Source organism: Providencia sp. PROV080 (assembly GCF_033688105.1).
Lineage (GTDB): Bacteria > Pseudomonadota > Gammaproteobacteria > Enterobacterales > Enterobacteriaceae > Providencia > Providencia zhejiangensis.
On the sequence record NZ_CP096346.1, the window covers coordinates 2,364,323 to 2,383,715 of the forward strand.

The following is a 19,393-nucleotide window of genomic DNA, read 5'->3' on the forward strand; positions in this document are numbered from 1 at the left end:
TTCATACTCTTAATTAGATGTTTTTTCAATAATCGCGCCATAGTCATTAATAAATTTAACAACCACTTTCTGATTATTATTTATTGTTTTTTTGATCACATATGCTTTTGAATTAGGGTAGATAACATCAGCACCTTGAATATTTTCGCCATCAACCAATATATCCCTTACTGACAAGTGGTATGGTGTCTGGTTATTGATGACAACGCCATCTGATTTCTTTTCTATAATAACTTTGCTAAAGTCAAATGGCTCAATATCTTGCGACCTTAAAAACAGCTTAAACTGTGAATTAATAACTATTTGCAATTGATTTTCAATTTTCGAATCTTTAGGTGGAATTGACTTTATATTTAATAAATATAATTTTTCCTGATTTGAGCCAATCGGCTCACCAACATAAGAAATACGTGCCGCCCCATTACTATCAGGCTCAAGACGAAATAATGGTGGTGTCGCAACAAAAGGTGTTTTACCTTCTCCTTCAAATGGGCTTACCCAGCTTTGAATAAGAAATGGCTTTTCTTTATCACTATTATAAATAGGGATATCAATTTCACGTTTATTTTCTTGGTAAACAAAACGCGTTCCACCGACACTGACCCCCGCAGCTGAAGCTAAGTGTGAAATAGAAAATAAAAGAAAAACTGCTGAAAAAATCATTTTCTTCATAATAAGGCCATTTTTTGTATTTAGAATGAGAGGGTAACTTTGTTACCCTCTATACCTATTATTCAAATTAGCATATGACTGACATGCTCATTCCCTCCAAACAACGTTATTATTTATGTTGCTTAGAATAGTTTTGGCTTATCGATTAAATGTAATTAGAATTTGAAAGTATATATTTGTTATTGGTATTGAATACTATAAATCGCTGTACCATTTGCTGAACCTGCTGTCGCAGTACCCGTTGCTTTATAACGAGCAACATAGTCTAGTTCTACAGAATCCCCTGCCGCATTGGTAAATTCAACCAGTTTTGAATCATCAAATAATTTAATTTGCGTTGTGGCATCTTTTTCAAATAAAGCAATACCTACCTGTGTTGCTTGGCCTGTAGTTTGTGCAATCTGCAAAATATCGCGATCGTTATTATCGCGTGTACCACCGAATCTTACCGTCACTTTTGCATTCGCAGGGCAATCAATCAACTTAATTGTGAAATCTTTTAAACCTGCTACTTGCCCTGCTGTGGCTAAGCTTTTTGATGATACCTTACCAAGATCAACCGTTAAATTTTGTGAGCTGCTATCCACAGCACAGGCTAAATCTGTAATTTCCCCTGTAAACTCAATAGTTCCTGAAGCAAACACAGCCGGAGAAGTTGTTACAGCTAAAGCCACCCCTAAAGTTACTAAGGATTTTTTTAGAATACTCATATCGATTCCTATAATTAGATGTTCTGATATTAATGCCACCGTATTAATAATATATTTACTACATACAAGTGTGCGATGGAAATATAACACCAGACGTTTATTTAGTTAACATCCTATTACATTGAATTTTTTGTTATTATATCAAAACAATAAATGTATTATTTTGATTAATCCTTTAATGACTGGTAAAAATTTGAGCTATTATATTCAAACTGATTAATAAACGCTTCTAACACATATTGAGCTAACGAGTTTTTATTAACATACAAATAAAAACTATAATAAATATTATCCGTTGTTATTTTGAGCTGTTTTAATGCGTTTTTATTCAGTTGATTTTGTATTAAATTTTTCGGTAGCCAAGCATAACCTATACCACTTTCAACCAGTCCAATGACTGTTTCTAATGATGCCGCTTTGATTGTTTGAGCGCTTTTAACAGCATCTTCTAATGAAGACTCCAGAACAATTTTTACGTGTTTAGATAGGCTTTCCAATAATTGAGCATCCTCCACATGTTGTAACATATGTTCAGGTTCAGTAACTAATACAGCCTCTACTTTCTCTAAAAAAATAGGGTTTAAAATTTCAACATAATGATGGGTAATTAAAATATCATAATCCTTTAAGGAGAATATATCCGATTTTGCTATGGCTTGCTTAGCAATATCAATATCATAGTCTCTGTGTGTTTGAATAAATCCCCCCATTTTATTTAAAATATTATCTGTTTGGTAAAGAGTATCAATCACCAAATTTATTTTTGAATTATTGTTTTTATTCAGCGATTTAGCCTTATTTTCTAATGAGATCGCTTTATTTGTCAGTTCTCGAGATAATGCTAATAATATTTCCCCTTTTGGCGTTAAAACTGCCCGCCTTTTTTCTAATGAAAATATTTCAATATCTAATGTTTGTTCAAGTTTGCTGATTGTATAGCTAATCGCTGATTGGGTTCGATGTAATACTTCTGCTGCTTGTGCAAACCCGCCACAATCTACGACAGCTTGCAAGGTAATCCATTGGTCCAATGTAGTTCGAGTTTTTTCCATAGCATCTCCAAATCAATTTTTGGACTCAATTTTTATTATTTAATAAAAATATATCAACATATTTAACACTCGTTAATAGGTATAAGCACTTACAGTATATTTTACCATCATTAGTTAAATAATATTTAAGTCAAGAAACATCATGAAACTGAATGAGTTCTTTTATAAATTAACTATCTTGCTTATTTTAAGATGAAAAATAAGACATCTGTTTTAGATAATGGCGTTGATGCTATAAACTAAAAATATAAAATAAGTTTATTAAATAGATTTCAATATAATATTAAAGTAAAGTCTCTTAATACTGTTTATAAAATAAATTAGTCATATTAGGATGATTACTATTGAATATTCATAAAAATTAAAAGCGAGTTTTCAACTCCAAGCTTTCAATTGCTACAAACAAAATGGATTAATATATAATTATGTATAAAAAACTAAAAACAAAATTCAACTTAAGGCACTACAATAAGCCAGATATGCACACCTTGATAATTAAAAATATTTCATTATATCAAAGTGACAAATTATTTTTAATTATTACGTTCTCGACAGCCCACTCGCCCGATGTGAGATGAAATAGAAATAATATAAAGACTTTTATTCATCACCAAATGAGACATTCTCTATCATTCGCTTTACCGGATTCTGATATAAAAACTTCAGGTTATTTCGATGTCTTGTTTCTTATCTTTCCGTATTTCCCTAAAACTTATACCAATATTAACTTCAGTTAAAGATTATCATATTTAAACAACCCATTTACTGATATTTATAATAATCCCTCCTTTCCTTTTCAAGAGATTAATTTCTTAAATATCCCCTCACACGTGTAATTTATTCATCATATGGCTTACATTGGTCATTGATAAGGATTTTTGACCTTTTCGCTTGATAATTTACTTAACATTGTACTATTCACAGTGTATACCCACATAAAAAACAAGGCATTTCATGTTGACGGCATAATAATAATTTCATTTATTATCAATAACATCTAAATATATTTGACATAAATAAATCATATTAAAAGTTAAGAAAAAAACCATAATAGTAAAAAATAAATATTTTTTATTTTTTTATTACTCACAATACCTACGGTATTAATCGTAATTCGATTACTAAAAAAGGATAAGTAAAGTCTATGCAATAAAATATATCGGCTAAAAAAGAAAAACACTTCAACCTTAATAACATGTTGAAGTGTTTTTTTCGTTAAGTACGTCAGAAATAAGCGAGTATTGAGCCGCGACTATCGATATAAATCATCACGCTGATAAGGTTCTATTTCATCACCTTTTCTGGTTTTTAATAACTTAAGTATCCACGTATATTGCTCAGGATTTGGACCAACAAGGAACTCCAGTTCTTCATTCATTCTTCTGGCAATGTATTGATCATCTTGTCCATCAATATCATCCATCGGCTGTCGAATATAAATATGCAGTTGATGTGTACGATGGTCATAGACTGGAAATAAAGGAACTATCTTCGCTTTGCAAACTTTCATTAAGCGCCCCACCGCTGGCAATGTCGCCTTATAGGTCGCAAAAAAATCCACGAATTCACTGTGCTCTTCACCATGGTCCTGATCGGGTAGATAAAACCCCCAATAACCTTGGCGTACAGAGGCGATAAACGGCTTAATCCCCGCTTCCCGAGAATGTAAACGACCACCAAAATGATAGCGTGCTTTATTCCATAAATAATCTGCTACTGGATTTTTTTGATGGTGAAACATGGCTGCCATTTTATGACCTTTTGCAGCGAGTAACATTGCGGGTGCATCTACAGCCCATCCATGAGGCACCATGAAAATAACATGACTTCCTTGCTGTTTTAAATTATCGATAATCTCTTGATTGTGCCAATGTGTTCTCGCTAGTGTTTTATTCGCACCACGAAGGCAAAGCTCTGCAAGCATCACAAATGATTGGGGGGCAGTTTCAAACATCTTATCAACTAGCTGCTCTCTTTCCTGCTCTGTCAAATCAGGAAAACAATATAATAAATTTATCTTTGCACGACGACGTGCACTTTTCGCCAATTTGCCTACCCATTTCCCCACTTTAGCCAACATGGGATCCCGAATTTTAACAGGTATATAGGCTAAAGCAGCAAACACGCCGGCGCCTAGCCAAACACCCCAATATTTAGGCTGTAAATAGGATTTATGAAAGGTAGGCACATAGCCTAATTTACTATCGGTATCTTTGTCTTTATTCATGATGTACCTAAAAGAACTATTTGCGCTCTTTTATAGCTTAAAACGATAACAAGTGGAAGCTTTACAAAAAAAACTGGCAGATATCAATTATCTGCCAGTAGTGAGATGCTTAATTAAGCTTTAACTGTGGTTTCGTTTCTTTCACCATAGCTAAGTATTCTTTACGCTCTTTCCCTGTTAAACCACCTGAGCTAGGCAATTTCGCTGTCAGAGGGTTGACAGCTTGCTGGTTAACCCACATTTCGAAATGCAGATGTGGACCCGTTGAACGCCCTGTATTCCCTGATAACGCAATACGGTCACCACGTTTAACTTTTTGCCCTGGTTTCACAAGTAGCTGACGCAAATGCATATAACGCGTGGTATATTGGCGGCCATGACGAATAGCAACGAAGTTCCCCGCAGCACCGCTGTATTTAGCCACAATAACTTCACCATCACCAACAGCCAGAACGGGTGTTCCTACTGGCATGGCAAAATCGACCCCTTTATGGGGAGCCACACGGCCCGTTACAGGGTTAACACGACGAGGATTAAATTGTGATGATACACGGAATTGTTTGGCGGTAGGGAAACGCAGGAAGCCACGCTCTAAACCATTCCCCTCACTGTCGTAATATTTACCGTCTTCAGCACGGAATGCATAATAATCTTTCCCACCACTACGCAAACGCACACCAACGAGCTGGCTCTGCTCGTTACGGCCATTCAGCATTTCACGGCTCATTAAAACGGTAAACTTATCGCCTTTTTTCAGTTTACGAAAATCAATTTGCCACTGGAGAGCCTTGATCACTTCACGGCCTTCACTACGTGTCAAACCCGCTTGGCTTGCACTTTGGGCAAAACTACCATTAACGACACCCGGTAAAACACTGTTTTGCCATTCGCCAGTACGGATCTCTTTCTTTTCTTCAAATTTATTGGTACTGCCAACACGGCTATAAACACGTGTTTCACGGCGAGAGACTTCCCATGTGAGTGTGGCAAGTTCGCCTTGTTCTGTTAAGTCCCAATTTAACGTTTGACCAATTTTTAAGTTGCGTAACGCCTTATGCTGGTTTGCCAACGTCGCAACATCGCCTGATTCTATGCCGAATTGGGTTAAAATACTTGAAAGGTTGTCACCACTGGCAACGACATATTCATGAGGGATTGGTGCGCCATCGGTTTCCCCTTCGCTACCATCACCATCCGCGACACCTTCATCAGGTAGTTGATCACTACTATCTTGAATAATGTCATCGGTTGCATCCGTTAAAGGTGCAAATGTAAGAGGAATAACGGTATCTACAGAATTTTCGGTATCAGAGTTAGTTGTTGGTAAATGCGCTGGCCGCCAAATCGCGACGGCCAATGTTGCTATTGTTAATGTCCCTAACATGATTTTGTGAGACTTGGACAGGCTACCGTAAACCTGTGCAAGTCCTTTAGCCATTTGCTGCACTAAACAATTCCTTCTTGTTTAATTCAGGCAGCTCGCGTATTGCTTCGACAGTTGCATTAAAAACTGCATATAGCTATCTGGGCCTATTTCCAGCCCGCTACCTAGCGGGTCGAGAGTTCCCATTTTGACTCCCGTATTCTTAGCAACACTCTCTATGACGGCTGGCCTGAATTGAGGTTCAGCAAAAACACATTGTGCTTTATGCTCAACCAATTGAGTTCGTATTTTATGTAATTTCTGTGCACCAGGCTGAATTTCCGGGTTTATCGTAAAATGCCCCAGTGGAGCTAACCGATAGTGTTTTTCAAAGTAGCCATAAGCATCGTGAAAAACAAAATAGCCCTTGTTTTTGGCTGGCTCTAAAATATTAACAATATTCTTATCATTTTGCGTCATTTTTTCATTGAATTTACGAAGGTTTACGTCCAGCTTCTCTTTTTGGTCAGGATAAAGCACTACCAAACGATCGTGAATATCTAATGCAGCCTGTTTTGCAATCTCTGGTGACAGCCAAATATGCATATTATACTCACCATGATGATGATGTTCGTGATCCTCATCATGATTAGCTTCATCGCCATGGTCATGCCCCTGTTCGTCTTCTTCATTATCCTTCATTAACAATGGGATGATATTTTCCTGTTCAGCCAGCGCTAGACGTTTATTCTGCGGTAATGTCTTGAGTGGCTTATCTAAAAACATTTCCATATCGGGACCTATCCAAACGAATAAGTCTGCCTGTTTAATTTTTTTTAAATCAGACGGTTTAAGTGCATAATCATGCGGTGAAGCACCATCGGGGAGTAATACTTGCGTCTCTGTCACACCATCAGCGATGCCTGCTGCGATAAAAGCAAGTGGTCGGATGGAGGTCACAACATCCGCTTTTGCGACCGTTGCCATCGTTGTCGTCAGTAGTGAAGCCGTCGCCATTCCTATAATAAATTGTCGGGCATTGAATTGAGATTTATGTATCATAGACGTCTTTTTCCGTGATTTTAATTTTGAAATGTTATAATATAACACAACATGAATTCTGCAAGATGTTTTTCATATGCAACCATTACTGAATTTAAATAAAATTTCTGTTTCCTTTGGCGAAAAGCAAGTGCTGAAAGAGGTGAGTTTCTCACTTAATAAAGGCGATATTATTACCTTATTAGGCCCTAATGGTGCCGGTAAATCGACGATTGTTAGGGTTGTGCTCGGCCTTCTCGCACCAACCTCAGGAACCATTGAACGAGCAAAAGCACTGTCTATTGGTTATGTGCCACAAAAACTACATTTAGATGCCACATTACCATTAACGGTTAAACGCTTTTTGATGTTAAAGCCGAAAGTGCGTACAGAACAATTACTACCCGCTCTCGAACGCGTCAAAGCAACGCACTTACTGAGTCAACCTATGCAAAAGTTGTCAGGTGGTGAAACACAACGTGTATTACTTGCCCGCGCGTTACTCAATGAACCCGACCTTCTGGTACTCGATGAACCCGCTCAAGGCGTTGATGTGAATGGCCAGGTCGCTCTTTATGATTTAATCAATCAGTTGCGTACTGAGCTGGGTTGTGCAGTATTAATGGTGTCACATGACCTTCATTTGGTGATGGCAAAAACAGATAAAGTGTTATGCATCAATGGTCATATTTGCTGCTCAGGCACCCCTGACGTTGTGTCAAATCACCCGGAATTTGTCGCTATGTTTGGTTATCGTGGCGCTTCGCAACTCGGCGTTTACCGCCATCATCACAATCACCAACATGATTTAGAAGGTAATGTCGTAACAGCGCATACCCACAACAAGGAATGTCAACATGATTGAGTTGCTTCTACCCGGCTGGATTGCTGGCATGCTACTCGCCATTGCCGCGGGCCCACTCGGATCATTTGTCGTATGGCGTCGTATGTCCTATTTTGGTGACACACTTGCCCATGCGTCTCTATTAGGTGTTGCGTTCGGTTTATTATTTAATATCAATCCATTCTATGCCGTCATTGCTGTCACCTTACTGTTATCGTTGATCTTGGTCTGGCTGGAGCGCCGACCTCAGCTCGCTGTTGATACTTTATTAGGTATCATGGCCCATAGCGCTCTGTCACTGGGATTGGTCGTGGTCAGTCTAATGGCTAATGTCCGTGTTGATTTAATGGCCTATTTGTTTGGCGACCTACTCTCGGTAACTTACGATGATATTATCACTATCTTGATTGGCGTGATTGTCGTGTGTGGATTACTATTTTGGCGATGGCGTTCGTTGTTATCTATGACGGTCAATCAAGAGCTTGCTTTTGTTGATGGAGTCGATATTCAACGTCTTCGTCTGTTATTGATGTTAGTCACCGCATTAACTATTGGTATTGCGATGAAGTTTGTTGGGGCATTAATCATTACATCGTTATTAATTATCCCAGCAGCAACGGCTCGACGTTTTGCTCGCACACCTGAACAGATGGCCGTTGTGGCAATTTTGATTGGAATGTTATCTGTAACAGGGGGCTTAGCTTTCTCTGCCTTTTACGATACCCCTGCGGGCCCTTCCGTGGTACTAACGGCCGCGATACTATTTGCTGTTAGTTTATTAGCAAAAGTCAAAAACTGATCTTTTCGCGCGTATGTTGAGGCGTGTTATTCTCTAACGTGTTGCGTCATTTTCATCAAAAATCCCTTGTTTTTAACAAGGGATTTTTTTAGCCGATAATGTCGTACAACTTACACGTCTTTCGGTGTTAACCCAAAGTGTAAGTATGCATGGGCGGTTGCCATGCGACCCCGTGGCGTTCGTTGGATAAAACCTTGTTGGATCAGAAATGGTTCTAGAACATCTTCGATTGTTTCACGCTCTTCACCTATCGCCGCTGCAAGGTTATCAACACCGACCGGCCCTCCCATAAACTTATCAATAATCGCGACAAGCAGTTTTCTATCCAAGTAGTCAAAGCCTGCTGCATCCACATTCAGCATATCGAGCGCTTGACTCGCAATGAGCTCATTGATTGAGCCATCACCTTTTACTTGTGCAAAGTCACGCACACGACGCAATAAACGATTAGTTATCCGCGGAGTACCACGTGAACGCATCGCAACTTGACGCGCCCCCTCTTCACTGATTTCTAACCCCATAAATTGAGCGCTACGCTTCACGATATGCTGTAGATCATCAACGTTATAGAATTCAAGACGTTGTACAATACCAAAGCGATCACGCAATGGTGATGTTAATGACCCAGCCCGTGTCGTTGCGCCAATTAAGGTAAAAGGAGGTAGGTCAATTTTAATTGAGCGTGCCGCTGGCCCTTCGCCAATCATAATGTCGAGTTGGTAATCTTCCATGGCGGGATAAAGAATTTCTTCAACGACTGGCGACAAACGATGGATTTCATCAATAAAGAGTACATCATGAGGCTCTAAATTGGTCAGCATTGCGGCTAGGTCACCCGCTTTTTCGAGCACGGGTCCTGACGTGGTACGTAAATTTACGCCCATCTCATTTGCCACAATACCGGCAAGTGTCGTTTTCCCCAAACCCGGCGGACCAAAAATTAATAGATGATCAAGCGCATCACCTCGTAACTTAGCCGCTTGAATAAAGATCTCCATTTGTTCTTTGACTTGCGGCTGACCAATATACTCATTGAGTAATTTTGGTCGAATAGCGCGGTCAATCGCTTCTTCTTCATCATGGATCACTTCAGCAGAAATTAGGCGGTCAGCTTCAATCATCGTTATATTCTCTCAATCAGAGTGCTGCACGTAATGCATCACGGATCAATGTCTCACAATCACTGTCTGGTTTGGCGACTTTACTGACCATACGGCTGGCTTCTTGCGGCTTATAACCTAATGCCACCAGCGCGGTTGTCGCTTCTGCTTCAATATCGGCACGATTAGGTAGATGACTGTTGACATCTGGTAGCTTAATATCCGTATGTTGGTTAAATAAATCACCATTAAGGCCTTTAAAACGGTCTTTCATTTCAACAACTAAGCGTTCCGCTGTTTTCTTACCAATGCCCGGTAGCTTAACCAACGATGAAATAGCTTCTTTCTCTATAGCAGAAACAAATTGCTGTGCTGACATACCCGATAAGATTGCTAAAGCAAGTTTTGGCCCTACGCCATTCACTTTAATCAATTCTTTAAAGAGTGCCCTTTCTTGCTTATCATTAAAACCGTACAGCAATTGAGCATCTTCACGCACAACAAAATGAGTAAAAACAATGGCTTCTTGGCCTATTTCAGGTAGTTCATAAAAACAAGTCATTGGCATATGAACTTCATAACCAACACCTTGCAACTCTAACAGAACAATGGGAGGTTGTTTTTCTAATACGATGCCACGTAAACGACCAATCACAATGAAGCCCTCAGGTTATTTTATTAATAGCGCTGTTTATACCACAAAAAAGGCTGGATGCATATCCAGTCACTATCTTAATCGACCGCGCGTTAATATTAGGCGGGGATCTCCTACTCGAAGTAGGTTCTGGTTAAAGTGGCAATGGGTGATAGCAATGGCTAATGCATCGGCCGCATCCGCTTGTGGGTTTGCAGACAGTTTAAGTATCGATTTAACCATATGCTGTACTTGGCTTTTTTCAGCAGCCCCCGTCCCCACAACCGTTTGCTTTACCTGCCGTGCTGCATATTCAAATACAGGAATGTTTTGATTAACACTCGCGACAATCGCAACCCCTCGCGCCTGACCGAGTTTTAATGCCGAGTCTGCATTTTTGGCCATGAAAACTTGTTCGATCGCTAATACATCGGGTTGATATTGTGTGATAATTTCCGAGACTCCCGCATAAATTCGCTGCAAGCGACTGGGTAAGTCATCAACTTGAGTGCGGATGCAACCACTCCCCAAATACAGAAGTTGTCGGCCTTGTTGGCGGATAACACCGTAGCCCGTGACTCGAGAGCCGGGATCTATACCTAAAATAATCGCCATATCAAAGCCTATTAATATTCATTATTACTTTTAACATCATCTTATCGATATATTTTAGACGCTACAATAGCGACTTCCCAACCATAAGTTGAGTCGATTATTATACATAAATAAGCAAAGTAATTGATAAGAAATGGAAATTGAAAAGAGGCGCGAGAGAAAGTAGGAATATACTCTCAATAAATCTTGGTGCAGCTCAGCAACCAAAGCCTGTTGCTAGGAGCCTATATCACTCTGTGACTACCTAAAATGTCTGTAGCCAAGCCAACAAGCGTGCACTTCAAGTGTGGCGAGTATAGCCTCTTTCTCTACGCGAGTAACATCTGATTACAACTGAGCGGCGACTTCGTCTGAGATGTCACCATTGTGATAAACTTCTTGTACGTCGTCAGAATCTTCCAGCATATCAATCAGACGCAGTAATTTAGGTGCCGTTTCGACATCTAATTCTGCTTTTGTTGATGGGATCATGGAAACTTCTGCACCTTCACTTGTGAAACCCGCGGCATCAAGCGCATCCTTCACTTCACCAAAGGTCTCTGGTGTTGTGTAAACATCGATCGCTCCGTCATCGTAGGTTTCAACATCTTCCGCACCAGCTTCCAATGCCGCTTCCATCAGTGCATCTTCATCCACACCAGGCGCGTAAGTAATCACACCACGTTTAGTAAATAAGTAAGAAACTGAACCATCAGTGCCTAAGTTACCGCCAGTTTTAGTGAAAGCATGACGAACTTCGGAAACGGTACGATTACGATTATCGCTCAAGCATTCAACCATCACGGCTGTACCACCTGGGCCATAACCTTCATAAATGATAGTTTCCATATTATCATTTTCATCATTCCCTACACCACGCGCAATCGCACGGTTCAGGGTATCACGTGTCATGTTATTGGATAATGCTTTATCCACAGCGGCACGTAAACGTGGGTTAGTCGCAGGGTCACCGCCCCCTAAACGTGCAGCTGTCACCAGCTCACGGATAATTTTAGTGAAAATTTTACCGCGCTTAGCATCTTGTGCCGCTTTACGGTGCTTGGTGTTGGCCCATTTACTATGACCTGCCATGAAATCTCTCCAAAAACGTCAATAAAATAATTAAACAGCAAATTCTAAAATAGCTTGACGGTTACTCCATGATTTCGTTAATTCCGCCGCTTTTTCTGGCGGCAGCCAACAAAATTCAGTATGTTCCGTCAAAATCGGTACGCGTTCTTCACTGAGTACCATTTTAAACCAATGCTCTTTACAGTGAGTAACATTAGGAGCATAACGATGCCTGAAATGCGCAAAGATTTCAAAAATGACTTCGCGCGCTAAATCGAAAAACTGCCCTTCCTGAGGAAAAAACCCAGTTTCTTCGACAACTTCTCGCATTGCCGTTTCAAGGCGATCTTCGTTATTTTCCAAACTGCCGGTCACTGACTGCCAGAAATCGGGATCATCCTGACGTCTTAGCATCAGAACATTACCGCTGTTTTCAGCGGTAATGATCACCAATACCGATTCTGGGCGTTTAAAACCCTTCATAACGAATGAATTAGTCTTCCGCGTCTTTTGCAACGACTGAAATCGCCAATTCTGTCAATGCGTCAGGGTTGGCGTGACTTGGTGCATTCGTCATTAAACATGCCGCTGCCGTTGTTTTAGGGAAAGCGATAACATCGCGGATATTATCGGTACCGGTTAACAACATGACGAGACGGTCAAGACCAAATGCTAAACCTGCATGTGGTGGTGTACCATATTTTAATGCATCTAGCAGGAAGCCAAATTTTTCTGCTTGCTCTTCTTCATTAATACCCAGAATATTAAACACGGTTTGTTGCATTTCACTGCGATGGATACGTACTGAACCGCCACCGACTTCGTAGCCATTGATGACCATATCATACGCATTAGCAACCGCATCTTCTGGTTTCTTAGCCAGATCTTCTGGTGAATAATCACGTGGAGAAGTGAATGGATGGTGCATTGCCGTTAAACCACCTTCCCCATCATCTTCAAACATTGGGAAATCAATAACCCATAGCGGCTTCCAGCTATTTAAATCTGTAATGGCAAAATCGCGTCCAACCTTCAGACGTAAAGCGCCCATTGAATCCGTCACGATGTTTTTCGCGCCAGCACCGAATAAGAGGATATCACCGTCCGCCGCATCCGTAATATCAAGCAATTGATTAATGATTTCTTCATTTAAGAATTTAGCGACTGGGCTTTGAATTCCTTCTGCCCCTTTAGCGCGCTCATTAACCTTCATCCAGGCAAGCCCTTTAGCACCATAGATACCGACAAATTGACCATACTCGTCAATTTGTTTACGTGTCATGGCTGCTCCGCCTGGTACTTTTAATGCGACCACGCGGCCTTTCGGATCATTCGCGGGCTGTGCAAAAACAGCGAATTCAACATTTTTAACGATATCGGCAACATCAACCAATTCCATTGGGTTACGCAGGTCTGGCTTGTCTGAACCATAACGACGCATTGCTTCTGCAAAAGTCATTATAGGGAAATCACCTAAATCAACATTCTTCACGTCTTGCCATAATTGGCGGATCATGCGTTCCATGATTTCACGCACTTGTTCCGCCGTCATAAATGACGTTTCAACATCGATCTGAGTAAATTCAGGTTGACGATCTGCGCGCAAGTCTTCGTCACGGAAGCACTTCACGATCTGGTAATAACGGTCAAAACCCGACATCATCAGCAATTGTTTAAACAATTGTGGTGACTGCGGTAATGCATAAAACTTGCCTTTATGAACACGGCTTGGTACCAAGTAGTCACGAGCCCCTTCTGGGGTTGCTTTTGTGAGCATTGGTGTTTCAACATCAACAAACCCTTCTTCATCCATAAAACGGCGGACAAAACTGGTGATTTTAGCTCGGGTGCGTAGACGCTCTGACATCTCAGGGCGGCGAAGGTCAAGGTAACGATACTTTAAGCGACGCTCTTCTGTATTCGTTTGATTACTATCCAGAGGTAATGGCTCTGATTTATTAAAGACATTAAGCTCTTCAGCAAAGATTTCAATTTCCCCTGTCGCCATATCTTTATTTTTTTGGTTATCTGGGCGAGCACGGACAGTCCCTGTAATCTGTATACAGAATTCATTACGCAATTCCGAAGCTTTTTCAAAGAGGTCTTTGCGCTCTGGATCGAAAAAGACTTGAACGACCCCTTCACGGTCACGCATATCGATAAAAATCAAACCACCTAAATCACGACGGCGGTTTACCCATCCACAAAGAGTGACTTTTTGGCCTTCATGGGCAATATTTAACTGCCCACAATAGTTAGTACGCATACAATATCCTTTTTACTCAGCTTGTTGTGCATTTGCTTGCTGCGGAAATTTGGCATTTTGCTGAACATTCAGAATGTCAAAAAAGGCAGACATTATACAGGAAATTCTGTTGCACAAACAGTTACGTATTAGGAGGCAATACCTAATATTTTTGTTTTTAATCATATTTGCATCGATTAAAAGGTCGCCAACATAACGTAACGAGTACTGTACATTGATAGAGACAGAATTTATGACTGAGGGTAATTTTAAGTGACTCTGTCGGTGATGTACATATTCCAACTCGGGTTTATTTTCTCTTGATTGCTTAATAGACAGGCCATGCCCCCGCCAATATCTATCATTGACTAGCCAATAAAGGACAAAACCATCAATATTCGTAATCTAGGCCACTTAATAACCAAACGACGCATTGACTTGATGATGGCATATTGCATCAGTCATAAAGAAAATGTGATAAATAAAAAGATTCCACGCACCAATAAACTACCTGTTTCATTTCACATTCATCGATTTCAGAATCATTACCGCTGTTATTTGTTATAATTACACTAATTTCAACTGTATGTATAAGGTTATTCGATGAAAAAATGTGTATTCGTTTCTTCACTCCTTTTTGTTCTTGTAGGCTGCCAAACAGTGAAAACTACTGATAACACTAAAACTTTTTATATCGATTCAACTCTCGCGGATTGTGTCGGCGTTGCTCCGATGAAATGTATGAAAATCAAACAGAACCAACAAGCTGATTGGGAACTGTTCTATGGCACTATTCAAGGATTTGACTACCAACCGGGTTATCAATATACCTTAAAAGTCAACCAATTTGATGTCGTCAACCCGCCAGCAGACGCGCCAAGCCTGCGTTATGAGTTGGTTGAAATCATCAACAAAACCAAAAAATAAGTTTATTGTATTTTAAATCCGGCCATGAGGACTTTATCACTCAACCCCCCATGGTCATTCAAACACATTCCCCATTGTTTTCATTATATTTGGGTAATATTATTGGTTACCTTAAATGGCGTAAAACAACTGGCGCCTATACACAGCATAGTAAAAAACATTCAACAGAAGGTAATGGCTCACCGTGAACCATAAAATTATCGATAAATTAGGTTTAATTACACTTTCTAACCGAAAAGTTGCCATGGTTCGTTCCCATAATAAAGAATTGTTTTACATTCCAGGTGGAAAACGTGAGCCAGATGAAAGTGATGAGCAGGCCTTGTGCCGTGAAATTAACGAAGAGTTAACCTTAACGTTAGAGAAAGACTCAATACGTTTTTATGGGGAATTTATTGGCCCTGCTGATGGTAAACAAGAGGGTACGCAAGTGCGTATTCGTTGTTATTTTGCCAATTATGATGGGGTCGCTCAGCCTGCCGCGGAAATTGCAGAACTTGCTTGGTTTAATAGCTCAAATTTAGGCCATTGTTCCGCCACAGCCGCAAAGGTTGTTTCGCAACTACAACAAGACAACCTAATTGATTAAATAACAACCAGCACGTGTTTGGGATTTGTGTAAACTTTGTTTGAATATTAATGATTAATAGTTTTACTATTAGTAAATTTTACTAGTTTCTATTAATATAATGCGTAGTTTTAATCAGTTAGTCAGTCAATTTGATTAAGCAATGGAGTGAATAAATGGTCAGCTCTCTGTATGCTGTACTGGGCGCTTTGTTACTACTTAAGCTATCGTTAAATGTTGTAAAGCTCAGAAATCAATACCGTGTATCTTATGGTGACGGGGGTTTTTATGAGTTACAGACTGCGATCCGCGTTCATGGTAACGCAATTGAATATATTCCTATCGCTTTAATTTTGCTACTGTTTATGGAAATGAACGGTGCACAAGTTTGGATGATCCACCTTTGTGGACTCATTCTGATTGCAGGACGAGTCCTACATTCTTATGGTTTGAAAAATCATGACGGCTCTTATCGTCGTTCAGGTATGGCGGCAACGTATATCGCAATGACGTTAATGGTTATCGCCAATATTTACTACCTACCTTGGATCCAAATTTTTTCTTTCAATCTTTAGTTATTATTATCAATGCGGCACTGTGAACGAGTGTCGTAAAACTTTTATTGCACTTTTGACCGATTGATTTTCAGGTTACGTCCCTTTTCTGCTACAATCCGCAACTACTTTTTGTTTTATATATACAGATCTTATGTCAAGTCAGGAATCCAATAACAAAGACAGCCTCTTTAGCGCCCCAATTGCTAATTTGGGTGATTGGCAATTTGATGAAAAAGTTGCCGAAGTCTTTCCCGATATGATCCAGCGTTCCGTACCGGGTTATTCAAACATCATTACGATGATTGGCATGTTAGCAGGCCGTTTTGTCACCGAAAATAGTCATGTTTATGACCTTGGTTGCTCATTAGGCGCTGCAACACTCTCTATACGTCGTAATATTACAGCTCAGCATTGTCAGATTATCGCTGTCGACAATTCACCCGCCATGATTGAACGTTGCCGTCGCCATCTTGATGCCTATAAGGCAGAAACGCCTGTGGAGGTTATTGAAGGTGACATTCGCGATGTCCATATTGAAAATGCCTCGATGGTGGTGCTCAACTTTACGTTGCAGTTTCTTAATCCGAATGACCGCCAACAGTTATTAAATAAAATCTATCAAGGTCTCAAACCTGGTGGCATTCTTGTGTTATCGGAAAAATTCAATTTTGAAGACCACGAAATTGGTGAATTATTATTCAATATGCATCATGATTTTAAACGTGCTAATGGCTATAGCGAGTTAGAGATTAGTCAAAAACGTAGCATGCTAGAAAATGTGATGCTAACAGATTCCGTTGACACACATAAATCACGTTTAAAACAAGCAGGTTTTACTCACTGTGAAGTGTGGTTCCAATGCTTTAATTTTGGCTCGTTATTAGCCCTTAAAGAGGCTCAGTTATGATCGATTTTGGCCGTTTTTATCAGCAAATCGCAACAGGCCCTTTAAGCCATTGGCTTGATACGCTACCAGCACAACTTAGCGAGTGGAAAAGCAACCAATTGCATGGCGGCTTTAAGTCTTGGGAAAAAATACTAGATAATTTACCTATCATGGAACCAACCCATCTAGACTTAAAAAATAGCGTCACGGCACTACGCGAACCTGAGTTATCCGCGGGTGAAACACGCCGCCTAAACAATATTCTTGAGCAACTAAAACCTTGGCGTAAAGGCCCTTTTTCGCTCTATGGAATTAACATTGATACTGAATGGCGTTCTGATTGGAAATGGGATCGCGTTTTACCACACATTTCCCCTTTAAAGGATAAGATGATCCTTGATGTCGGTTGCGGCAGTGGTTACCACATGTGGCGAATGTTAGGTGAAGGCGCTTCATTTGTTGTCGGGATAGATCCAACGCAACTCTTTCTTTGCCAGTTTGAAGCCGTAAGAAAATTATTGGGGGATGATCAGCGCGCTCACCTCTTACCATTAGGAATTGAGCAACTGCCAACGCTTGCTGCTTTTGATACCGTATTTTCAATGGGAGTACTCTATCATCGCCGTTCACCACTCGACCATTTGTGGCAACTGAAAAACCAATTAGTCAATGAAGGCGAACTGGTACTAGAAAGTCTAGTTATCGAGGGGGATGAATCTCAGTGTTTAGTACCGGGCGACCGCTACGCACAAATGCGCAATGTTTACTTTATTCCCTCTGCAAAAATGCTGAAAGTGTGGTTAGAAAAATGCGGTTTTGTCGATGTTCGCATTGTTGACCAAGCGATTACAACGGTTGAAGAGCAACGTCGTACTGAATGGATGAAAACAGATTCACTGGCTGAATTTTTGGATCCTCATGATACGACCAAAACTATTGAAGGCTATCCTGCGCCATTACGCGCCATCCTTGTTGCACGTAAACCATAAAATCATAGAATAAGGGTGGCTAATGCCACGCTTATTCTTTTCCCAGCGATTATTCATCATTTTAAATCTGTCGTTATTAATACTAATTTAAATACTTAGGTCATAATAGATTAACCAAACTGTATAAACATTTTATTTCCTCAAAGCTTATCGATATAATAATATTTATATCAATATGAAATAAAATTTAATTATTGTTAATTACAGACTTATTTGGATATTCTTATGAAGCCTTCCCTTATTTTTATCGTTCCTTTCTCTTTTCTTTTACTCGCTTGCTCTCCTCCAGAAAATAGAATTCATACCGCAATAAAAAAAGAGATTGCCACATATTACCCTGACCCTGACCCTGACTCAATACAATATAAAGATATTGTTGTTCATCGAAATGCCAATGAAGCTATCGTTTGTGGTGAGTTTAATGCAAAGAACAATCAAAATGAGTTGATGGGGTTTAAACCATTTGTCAGTGAAATTTATATTGGTGACAATATAGAGATCAACTCTATTCGCGTTGGTAATCGTATTCGCAAAGAGAGTTTTCCTGCCTTAGTTTGTCAGCATGGCAGCTATGATGAAGGTGTTAAAGCACAGAATCGGCAAAATAAAGCGTTTTTAGATAATATGAATGGGTTAGCTCAGATAGAAAGCTATATTGACGATTCATCCGTCGGCAATCGTGTAAGGTCTTACCTTATTAATAGAGCAAAAGAGATCTACGAGAATGAATTAAGCCCCGAAACACTCAAGGTCGTGGACTCCACTGAAGGTCGTTTGGTCACTGTTGTTGCCTATAAAAAAGGTGATGATGTCTACTTTGCTTCTATACTCAACCAAGAGATCTATGAGTTAGAACCAATACAAAATTCCGTCGTAAAATATATTCATGGGGCTGAAAAAGATAAGAACCTCGTTGTGTTAGGAAATTATACGACGGAAGATAATGGTGAAAAAGTCTCTGAACTGCTCCTATTAGCCGTAGAGATCCTAGAAAATGGTGTATCATATGCAAATGCCGTTTTCCCAGCCAAGTCTTAATTAAACGTCATTTAATTGGGCACATTATTTTTTATAATTGCCCAATCAATTTAAGCGTATTTATCGCATAAAGAAG

The 19,393-nt window shown here is 39.9% G+C and carries 20 protein-coding genes; 8 read left to right on the plus strand and 12 right to left on the minus strand.

The window, feature by feature from the left end; all coding sequences use genetic code 11:
• Positions 1–9 precede the first annotated feature (9 nt).
• From M1F03_RS10385 to znuA, 6 genes are all read right to left on the minus strand, one after another.
• Positions 10–672 (minus strand): molecular chaperone, encoded by a 663-nt coding sequence (locus M1F03_RS10385; RefSeq protein WP_251464246.1) that lies wholly within the window; start codon positions 670–672, stop codon positions 10–12.
• Between the two features lie 179 nt (positions 673–851).
• Complete coding sequence (locus M1F03_RS10390; RefSeq protein WP_154623643.1) at positions 852–1,382, minus strand: fimbrial protein; 531 nt, start codon at positions 1,380–1,382, stop codon at positions 852–854.
• 167 nt (positions 1,383–1,549) lie between these two features.
• On the minus strand, positions 1,550–2,434 hold the full coding sequence (locus M1F03_RS10395) for a LysR family transcriptional regulator (protein ID WP_251464248.1): 885 nt from the start codon (positions 2,432–2,434) through the stop codon (positions 1,550–1,552).
• A 1,252-nt stretch (positions 2,435–3,686) separates the two neighbouring features.
• Positions 3,687–4,661, minus strand: a complete 975-nt coding sequence (lpxM, locus tag M1F03_RS10400) for a lauroyl-Kdo(2)-lipid IV(A) myristoyltransferase (RefSeq protein ID WP_196713063.1) — start codon at positions 4,659–4,661, stop codon at positions 3,687–3,689.
• A gap of 109 nt (positions 4,662–4,770) precedes the next feature.
• Positions 4,771–6,108, minus strand: coding sequence for a murein DD-endopeptidase MepM (gene mepM / locus M1F03_RS10405; protein ID WP_163861866.1), 1,338 nt, complete (start codon positions 6,106–6,108; stop codon positions 4,771–4,773).
• A gap of 18 nt (positions 6,109–6,126) precedes the next feature.
• On the minus strand, positions 6,127–7,086 hold the full coding sequence (gene znuA / locus M1F03_RS10410; protein ID WP_163861869.1) for a zinc ABC transporter substrate-binding protein ZnuA: 960 nt from the start codon (positions 7,084–7,086) through the stop codon (positions 6,127–6,129).
• 76 nt (positions 7,087–7,162) lie between these two features.
• Here znuA and znuC point away from each other — a divergent pair, with 76 nt between their 5' ends.
• Positions 7,163–7,930 (plus strand): zinc ABC transporter ATP-binding protein ZnuC, encoded by a 768-nt coding sequence (gene znuC, locus M1F03_RS10415; RefSeq protein ID WP_247046775.1) that lies wholly within the window; start codon positions 7,163–7,165, stop codon positions 7,928–7,930.
• Positions 7,923–8,708, plus strand: coding sequence for a zinc ABC transporter permease subunit ZnuB (znuB, locus tag M1F03_RS10420; RefSeq protein ID WP_154622891.1), 786 nt, complete (start codon positions 7,923–7,925; stop codon positions 8,706–8,708). Before znuC ends, znuB begins: the two co-directional genes overlap by 8 nt.
• 110 nt (positions 8,709–8,818) lie before the next feature.
• On the opposite strand, the gene ruvB is transcribed toward znuB, so the two are convergent.
• From ruvB to aspS, 6 genes are all read right to left on the minus strand, one after another.
• A complete protein-coding gene (gene ruvB / locus M1F03_RS10425; RefSeq protein ID WP_154622890.1) occupies positions 8,819–9,829 on the minus strand; it encodes a Holliday junction branch migration DNA helicase RuvB in 1,011 nt (336 codons plus the stop codon).
• A 16-nt stretch (positions 9,830–9,845) separates the two neighbouring features.
• Positions 9,846–10,463: a Holliday junction branch migration protein RuvA gene (gene ruvA / locus M1F03_RS10430; RefSeq protein ID WP_163861871.1), complete on the minus strand. Its 618-nt coding sequence runs from the start codon at positions 10,461–10,463 to the stop codon at positions 9,846–9,848.
• Between the two features lie 72 nt (positions 10,464–10,535).
• Positions 10,536–11,057: a crossover junction endodeoxyribonuclease RuvC gene (gene ruvC / locus M1F03_RS10435; RefSeq protein WP_154622889.1), complete on the minus strand. Its 522-nt coding sequence runs from the start codon at positions 11,055–11,057 to the stop codon at positions 10,536–10,538.
• A gap of 327 nt (positions 11,058–11,384) precedes the next feature.
• On the minus strand, positions 11,385–12,128 hold the full coding sequence (locus tag M1F03_RS10440) for a YebC/PmpR family DNA-binding transcriptional regulator (RefSeq protein WP_154622888.1): 744 nt from the start codon (positions 12,126–12,128) through the stop codon (positions 11,385–11,387).
• 30 nt (positions 12,129–12,158) lie between these two features.
• Positions 12,159–12,590, minus strand: a complete 432-nt coding sequence (nudB, locus tag M1F03_RS10445; RefSeq protein WP_251464250.1) for a dihydroneopterin triphosphate diphosphatase — start codon at positions 12,588–12,590, stop codon at positions 12,159–12,161.
• A gap of 10 nt (positions 12,591–12,600) precedes the next feature.
• A complete protein-coding gene (gene aspS / locus M1F03_RS10450; protein ID WP_154622886.1) occupies positions 12,601–14,373 on the minus strand; it encodes an aspartate--tRNA ligase in 1,773 nt (590 codons plus the stop codon).
• Positions 14,374–14,955: 582 nt separating this feature from the next.
• Here aspS and M1F03_RS10455 point away from each other — a divergent pair.
• The 6 genes from M1F03_RS10455 to M1F03_RS10480 all read left to right on the plus strand — a co-directional run bounded on the left by M1F03_RS10455 (position 14,956) and on the right by M1F03_RS10480 (position 19,317).
• Positions 14,956–15,279: a DUF4377 domain-containing protein gene (locus M1F03_RS10455; RefSeq protein WP_251464252.1), complete on the plus strand. Its 324-nt coding sequence runs from the start codon at positions 14,956–14,958 to the stop codon at positions 15,277–15,279.
• A gap of 184 nt (positions 15,280–15,463) precedes the next feature.
• Entirely contained in the window at positions 15,464–15,868 is a 405-nt protein-coding gene (locus tag M1F03_RS10460; protein WP_251464254.1) for an NUDIX hydrolase, read from the plus strand.
• A gap of 155 nt (positions 15,869–16,023) precedes the next feature.
• Complete coding sequence (locus tag M1F03_RS10465) at positions 16,024–16,422, plus strand: MAPEG family protein (protein ID WP_154622884.1); 399 nt, start codon at positions 16,024–16,026, stop codon at positions 16,420–16,422.
• 133 nt (positions 16,423–16,555) lie between these two features.
• Positions 16,556–17,311 (plus strand): carboxy-S-adenosyl-L-methionine synthase CmoA, encoded by a 756-nt coding sequence (gene cmoA, locus M1F03_RS10470; protein WP_163861880.1) that lies wholly within the window; start codon positions 16,556–16,558, stop codon positions 17,309–17,311.
• Complete coding sequence (gene cmoB / locus M1F03_RS10475; RefSeq protein ID WP_251464255.1) at positions 17,308–18,279, plus strand: tRNA 5-methoxyuridine(34)/uridine 5-oxyacetic acid(34) synthase CmoB; 972 nt, start codon at positions 17,308–17,310, stop codon at positions 18,277–18,279. The genes cmoA and cmoB overlap by 4 nt, the downstream gene beginning before the upstream one ends.
• A gap of 225 nt (positions 18,280–18,504) precedes the next feature.
• On the plus strand, positions 18,505–19,317 hold the full coding sequence (locus tag M1F03_RS10480) for a hypothetical protein (protein WP_251464257.1): 813 nt from the start codon (positions 18,505–18,507) through the stop codon (positions 19,315–19,317).
• Positions 19,318–19,393 lie beyond the last annotated feature (76 nt).

Coding starts and splice junctions, on each gene's coding strand:
- M1F03_RS10455 (WP_251464252.1), top strand. CDS start 14,956: ATGAAAAAATGTGTATTCGTTTCTTCACTCCTTTTTGTTCTTGTAGGC.
- znuB (WP_154622891.1), top strand. CDS start 7,923: ATGATTGAGTTGCTTCTACCCGGCTGGATTGCTGGCATGCTACTCGCC.
- lpxM (WP_196713063.1), bottom strand. CDS start 4,661: ATGAATAAAGACAAAGATACCGATAGTAAATTAGGCTATGTGCCTACC.
- M1F03_RS10465 (WP_154622884.1), top strand. CDS start 16,024: ATGGTCAGCTCTCTGTATGCTGTACTGGGCGCTTTGTTACTACTTAAG.
- cmoA (WP_163861880.1), top strand. CDS start 16,556: ATGTCAAGTCAGGAATCCAATAACAAAGACAGCCTCTTTAGCGCCCCA.
- M1F03_RS10385 (WP_251464246.1), bottom strand. CDS start 672: ATGAAGAAAATGATTTTTTCAGCAGTTTTTCTTTTATTTTCTATTTCA.
- M1F03_RS10440 (WP_154622888.1), bottom strand. CDS start 12,128: ATGGCAGGTCATAGTAAATGGGCCAACACCAAGCACCGTAAAGCGGCA.
- M1F03_RS10390 (WP_154623643.1), bottom strand. CDS start 1,382: ATGAGTATTCTAAAAAAATCCTTAGTAACTTTAGGGGTGGCTTTAGCT.
- znuC (WP_247046775.1), top strand. CDS start 7,163: ATGCAACCATTACTGAATTTAAATAAAATTTCTGTTTCCTTTGGCGAA.
- M1F03_RS10395 (WP_251464248.1), bottom strand. CDS start 2,434: ATGGAAAAAACTCGAACTACATTGGACCAATGGATTACCTTGCAAGCT.
- ruvB (WP_154622890.1), bottom strand. CDS start 9,829: ATGATTGAAGCTGACCGCCTAATTTCTGCTGAAGTGATCCATGATGAA.
- aspS (WP_154622886.1), bottom strand. CDS start 14,373: ATGCGTACTAACTATTGTGGGCAGTTAAATATTGCCCATGAAGGCCAA.
- ruvC (WP_154622889.1), bottom strand. CDS start 11,057: ATGGCGATTATTTTAGGTATAGATCCCGGCTCTCGAGTCACGGGCTAC.
- cmoB (WP_251464255.1), top strand. CDS start 17,308: ATGATCGATTTTGGCCGTTTTTATCAGCAAATCGCAACAGGCCCTTTA.
- nudB (WP_251464250.1), bottom strand. CDS start 12,590: ATGAAGGGTTTTAAACGCCCAGAATCGGTATTGGTGATCATTACCGCT.
- znuA (WP_163861869.1), bottom strand. CDS start 7,086: ATGATACATAAATCTCAATTCAATGCCCGACAATTTATTATAGGAATG.
- M1F03_RS10480 (WP_251464257.1), top strand. CDS start 18,505: ATGAAGCCTTCCCTTATTTTTATCGTTCCTTTCTCTTTTCTTTTACTC.